The organism is Methanosarcina sp. 1.H.T.1A.1, assembly GCF_000979295.1.
Taxonomy (GTDB): Archaea; Halobacteriota; Methanosarcinia; order Methanosarcinales; family Methanosarcinaceae; genus Methanosarcina.
Map to the genome: position 1 here is coordinate 1 of NZ_JJQY01000132.1, position 5621 is coordinate 5621.

Sequence of the window (5621 nt, forward strand, 5' to 3'; positions counted from 1 at the left end):
ACCGAGATCTACACCTCTCTATTCGTCGGCAGCGTCAGATGTGTATAAGAGACAGGTACAGGGATAGTCATACATTGGGGAAATAAGGAAAGAACCGATACTCTTCTGGAACTGTGACGCAAAATTATTCGTGAACTCCGGGATGTAAAGAAGAAAGTACAGGTAAGGCGGTTTGCAAGGAGAATCAGTTAAAATGGCAATTATAGAGGCAGTAAAAAATTTTTTTATTAAAGGTAGGGGCGTTTTACTGGGGTTTCCCCTGATCTTCCTGGGAGCTGTTTTGTTTACGGTTCACAAAATTCTGGGCCTGGTTACAGTGACTATCGGGATCGTTTTTCTCACGATGAGTGATTATGTTATTGAAAACGAAGAGGAAAGTGAAGATGAAGTAATCGGGAGAGAACTGCCCGGGGCAAAGATCGATGAAAATGAGATTGGTGGAGATAATCGACAGGAGTGAGATACACAAAAGTGAATAAAAGATGAAAATACGGTAATTGTCCCGGCTGGAAAAACTCAGATATTCAATTTTTTAAAACAGGTAAAGTAGCTTCCCCAAAAGAATACAGCCTATCAAAACAATCCCCAGTATAAGTATATCCGACTGAAGTACAGTGTATAATATAAAAAAACAAATTATTGAAGTGACCGCACAGGCCAGAATATCCACTGGATTGCTCATGCCTGCCTCCATATCAAGCTTATAAATTCACATCATGATAAGCATTTCTACTTTGAATAAAAATTTAATAATATTCTAAAGTATAATATTTCGGAAATAACCCTTTTACCAAAAATAGTTGAAATGCTTAATCGTGACCTGAATTACTTAAAAGGTCACCTGAGTTTTGAAAAGTAGCCTGAAGACCTTAAGAAGTAACCTGAATCTCTAAAGCGGTAAGCAAAACGAAAAATGTAACTCCCCTCCCTGCTGCTTTCATTAAGGAAGGGGATTTCTTGCTTTAGTGCAGAGTCAGAGTATGTTTTTATTTTCCTGAGCGGATCGGACTAAGTTTTCCCTATCGGACTAAGTTTTTCTCTGTATTTTTCATTTCGCAGCTTTAGAATTTTCCACGACCGAGCTGGGCATGTGCGCGGGCGAGGTGTCCGGCAGCCTGTGCTCCTATAAGGGAAATTTCTCCTGCAAGTACGGCAGAGGCTACAATCTCTGCAAACTTTCTGGAATTTATCCCGGGGACATCTCCTGCTCCCGCCACACCAAGTATGTTCAGGCAATCTCTCTGGGTTCCAAGGCCAGTGCCTCCTCCGACTGTACCTACAGGAAGGGCTGGCAGGGTGACAGAACAGTGAATCTCCCCATATTTTGTAAGTTCCATACTCGTAATTGCGGTGCTGCCTTCGACAACATGGGCCGCATCCTGCCCGCAGGCCAGGTAAACGGCAGCGATAATGTTTGCAGCATGGGCATTAAATCCCATGGCTCCTGCTCTTGCCGAACCAAGCAGGTTTTTACTGTAATTTACTTCAAACATTGATTCTGGAGTACACTTGAGGGTTTTTTCGACTACCTCTTCAGGAATGGTTACTTCGGCAACTACAGTCTTTCCTCTCCCAAGAATGGTACTTATGGATGCAGGTTTTTTGTCAGTGCACATATTTCCCGAAAGGGTAACAGGATGTGCGCCAAACTCGTCTTCTATGAGGTGCATCACTGCATCGGTGGCTATGGTTGCCATATTCATGCCCATTGCATCTTTTGTGTCATAGGAAAACCTGAGATAAACATACGTTCCGGTCACGAAGGGCTTTACAGAGAGCAGTTTTCCAAATCTGGTCGTCTTTTCAGCAACTTCTTTCATCTGCTCAAAAATTTCAGGACGCTTCACCCAATCATAAAATTTTTTGGTTCTGTCGAGGCTCTCAAGCTTAAAGACTGGTGCCCTGGTCATTTCATCTTCAAAAACTCTGACATTTGCCCCACCTGACTTTGTGATGGCTGAACAGCCGCGGTTTACACTGGCAACAAGGGCACCTTCCGTTGTAGCCAGAGGTATATAGTATTCAGCGTCCGCATATTCTCCGTTTACCTTCAGAAGTCCGGCAACCCCAAGAGGAATTTGAACTGCCCCTATCATGTTTTCAATATTCTTCTTTGTTACAGTTTCCACGTCTAAAGAGAAGTTCTGGATGTGTTCAAATTCGAGTTTTGCGTACTCCTGAATGGCAAGTCTCCGGATTTTTACGGCTGTTAAAGGGTCTGCAAACTCTTCAATCTTACGAAAGGCTATATCTCCGTCGAGAACCTTCTGTAAAAGAAGCTTTTCTTCCTCACTAAGTTCATAATCTTTTAAAAACATGAAACCACCAGTTGATATTTTTATTTTCTTACTTAATATTAATATTTTATAGTGTTACAGTAAGATACGCTAATTCGAATGTTTTGCTCGTTTGAATATGGCCTTTGTATTAAGGTCCATTTTTACCTTAAATATCTGCATATTAGCATATAATTCATTCCTCAAAAGTAGTTTTCAGACTACCTCACAAAATCAATCAAGATATATTGGAAAGCATAAAAATTCTTGTCTGTTTTGTAGCAGCCGTTTACAAAAATAGCTTAATAATTATTTTTTCCTGTCAGTTATTATTTGTAGAATCTGTACCTGACATGGTAGTTCACTCGGTAATCTCAAGCATAAAATCTTCGGAATATTGCAGGTTAATATAAAGCATCTATAAAGCATCTATAAAGCATCTATAAAGCATCTATAAAACATCTATAAAGCATCCTATAAAGTATCCCGGTACGAACTGAAGATAAAATTCCTTAAAATTAATGAAAAAATAGCCAATATAGTATAAATAATATTGAATGAGAGGTCCGAGATAAAGTGCTAAATTGTTCAACGGTGGATCACTCAAAGATCAGGACATTCGAGAATTAGATCGTTGAGAGAAATCTCATTACAATGGAACAATAGTTTTTAATCAAATTTTAAAATATTTCTAAAAAGGTGATCTAAAAAGGTGATCTAAAAAGGTGATCTAAAAAGGTGATCTAAAAAGACAGTTATCAAAATACAACTTTAGATAATTATTTTAAAATATATTTTAAAGGAATTTTAACCATTCTTTAAAGTTGATTTTCGACTAAACTGCCAGATTCAGAAGTTTATAATCAGCTGGTTTTCCTCGCTGTACGTCAGAAAAAGTTCAGCCACGTCTTTTGAGCAAATAAACTCAATTCCCGGGATCAATTCTTCCTTCTTAAGGCCGATCATATCTGAGGCAAGCTGACAGCATCGGAATTCTACTCCCATCTCGATGCATTCCTGAACAGAGGCATCGTACTTGGGTGACCCTCTTGTTTTATCTTTCTTTGCAAGCAATACTCCCATAGGTCCCCACAGAATTACCAGAACGTCGAGCCCTTTACTTCTATAATACTTCGCGAACTTGAGAGTTTCCTGCGGGCTGGTGCTTTCGTACACCATATTTTTGAGTAGCAGTAATACCTTTTCGACTTTTGTCATAAGAACCCCAGGTCTGAACAATACTTTTCTGAAACAGATTACCTGGATGTATATAAAGTTTCACATTGAAAACAAGGGTATACACATTTTTTTACTTTATTTAAATAATTTTGTTCATCCCTTCGGAAAATGACAGGATCTTTAGACCTGTAAATTATTTAGATAATTCTATCGCAGCTTGGAAGCATGCAGTTACTTTTTAACTATAATAAGATCTGAATACGATCTCCTCAAAAAATTTATAATGTAAAAGGCCGATTATAGAGCCCGAGTTTTTTGAAATTCCATTTGGCTGAAGTTATCAAGTCTTAATACAAGCTGGTTATCTACCTTACATGGTTGATGCTTTTATGGCAGGAAATCAATTCCTGGCTCGAAAAGTAAAAACAACAGAAAGAATCTTAAGTATGTATAAAACCGAATTAAGGCTAACTGAAATTCACTCTTTTTTTCTTTTTGGAAGGTGCCTTCAGGCAAGATTGAGGGACACTTCATGATGTTAGTATTTAAAGACGGTCCATGGGGTCAAGGTGAGCATCTCTCAGTCCGGTGGAGTATTTTTTCCATAGAATTCGGCTTCTTTTAATTGTACGGCTCTTTGCTGTTTCAAGTTTTTACCTTACATTCATTCCCTAAATATTAAAGTAGTATATATAAGATTTAAAAACATTTGTTGTTGAAAATCGCATTCAATCTCGATTGTTCTCTTTTTGGCATGGTTACTTCATAACTATACAATTATTTTTGATCTTTCCTACTTGAGCGAAGAGTCAATTGTAATATAGTACCAGTCCGGATTTTATTTGTTAAAATCAATGCCCATAGACTTGTTTTTGTAGTTGTGTAGTTATGAACTGCCATAACTTGTAAGGGCTTTACTTCCACCTATACACTTATATACTTATTATAAATATATATGCAGTTTGTATATAAATATTATGGAGATTTTTCAAATATGATTTCAAATGTTAGTGATATTGACTCTCATATGCAAAAAGACTCATTAAAAAAATTAATAAATGATGCGGATTTAAAATCAAAAGAAATAAGCTGGCTAATAGATAACCTTCCAATAACTGTTTTCAGAGTCTCGAGTGAGTCTTCCTGGGCTATAAATTACATAAGTAAAAGTGTAGAGGAACTAACCGGTTATTCTAAAATGGATTTCATGTCCCAAAAATTATCGTGGTCCGATATTATTCTTCCAGAGGACCTTTCCCTTATCGATAAAATTGTACAGAAAGCGATGAAAAACAAAACTCCTTATCAGGCTGAATACAGAATCAAAAAATCCGACGGTAATATAATATTTATTCAGGAACAGGCTCATCCGATGAAAGATGAGGGCGGAAACGTCAGTTATATTGATGGGGTATTCTTAGATGTAACTCCGCAAGTAAAACGGCGAGAAGAATCTCAAAGGGTGATTGTTAATAGCATACCCAAGCCATCACTTGCATATTTTGTAGACTCATCTCGAAAGATAAAATATCTTAATGATTATTTCGCAGAAGTATGTAATCTTAAAAGTTCGGATGAGATCGTCGGGATGTCACCTTCTGAAATCGTGGAAAGGAGTACTTTAGTACATGGTACTGGGAAAACTAAAGCGCTTGCTGAACATGTGTTGGAAACTGGAGAAGGTGTCTATAACATTGAAGGGTCCGTTAAACTCAGAGGTGCAGACAAAACGCAATTTGTAATATGTTCTGCTGTCCCAATAAAAGATGAGGCTGGTGTCATTGTCGGCAGTCTCACGGTTTTTACCGATATGACAGAGATGAAGGAGAAAGAAAAGGAAATTGAGAATCTTTTAAATTATACTAACAACTGTCTGAAGGATCTTGGAGAGGGCATCAGAGGAATTAGTGAGGGGGATCTTGATGTTCATCTGGAGAAGATCAAGGACGACGACTTTGGTGACACCTTTGACGAATTCAATAAGCTTGTCATTAATCTGAAATCGGTTATTGAAACTATATTGGAAGACATGCTCACAACCCTGGAAGAAGCTCAACAGTCAGAAGAAGCTGTCGGCCAGATGAATCTGGGCATGCAGCAAATTTCAACGGCCTCCGAACAGATCGCAACCGGTTCCGAGAACCTTTCGAGGCATGCAGGCACAGC

At 38.1% G+C, this 5621-nt stretch carries 4 protein-coding genes; 2 read left to right on the forward strand and 2 right to left on the reverse strand.

Features of this window, described 5'->3' with window-relative positions; genetic code table 11:
* Window positions 1-193 precede the first annotated feature (193 nt).
* A complete protein-coding gene (locus EO95_RS13195) occupies window positions 194-460 on the forward strand; it encodes a hypothetical protein (RefSeq protein WP_048135334.1) in 267 nt (88 codons plus the stop codon).
* A 601-nt stretch (window positions 461-1061) separates the two neighbouring features.
* Here EO95_RS13195 and hmgA read toward each other — a convergent pair.
* Together hmgA and EO95_RS13205 are read right to left on the reverse strand one after the other, a co-directional pair.
* A complete protein-coding gene (hmgA, locus tag EO95_RS13200) occupies window positions 1062-2318 on the reverse strand; it encodes a hydroxymethylglutaryl-CoA reductase (NADPH) (RefSeq protein ID WP_048135335.1) in 1257 nt (418 codons plus the stop codon).
* Between the two features lie 807 nt (window positions 2319-3125).
* A complete protein-coding gene (locus EO95_RS13205) occupies window positions 3126-3494 on the reverse strand; it encodes a DsrE family protein (protein ID WP_048135337.1) in 369 nt (122 codons plus the stop codon).
* 955 nt (window positions 3495-4449) lie between these two features.
* On the opposite strand from EO95_RS13205, the gene EO95_RS13210 reads away from it, so the two are divergent.
* A partial coding sequence (locus EO95_RS13210) for a PAS domain-containing protein (protein WP_048135338.1) occupies window positions 4450-5621 on the forward strand: 1172 nt, incomplete at its 3' end.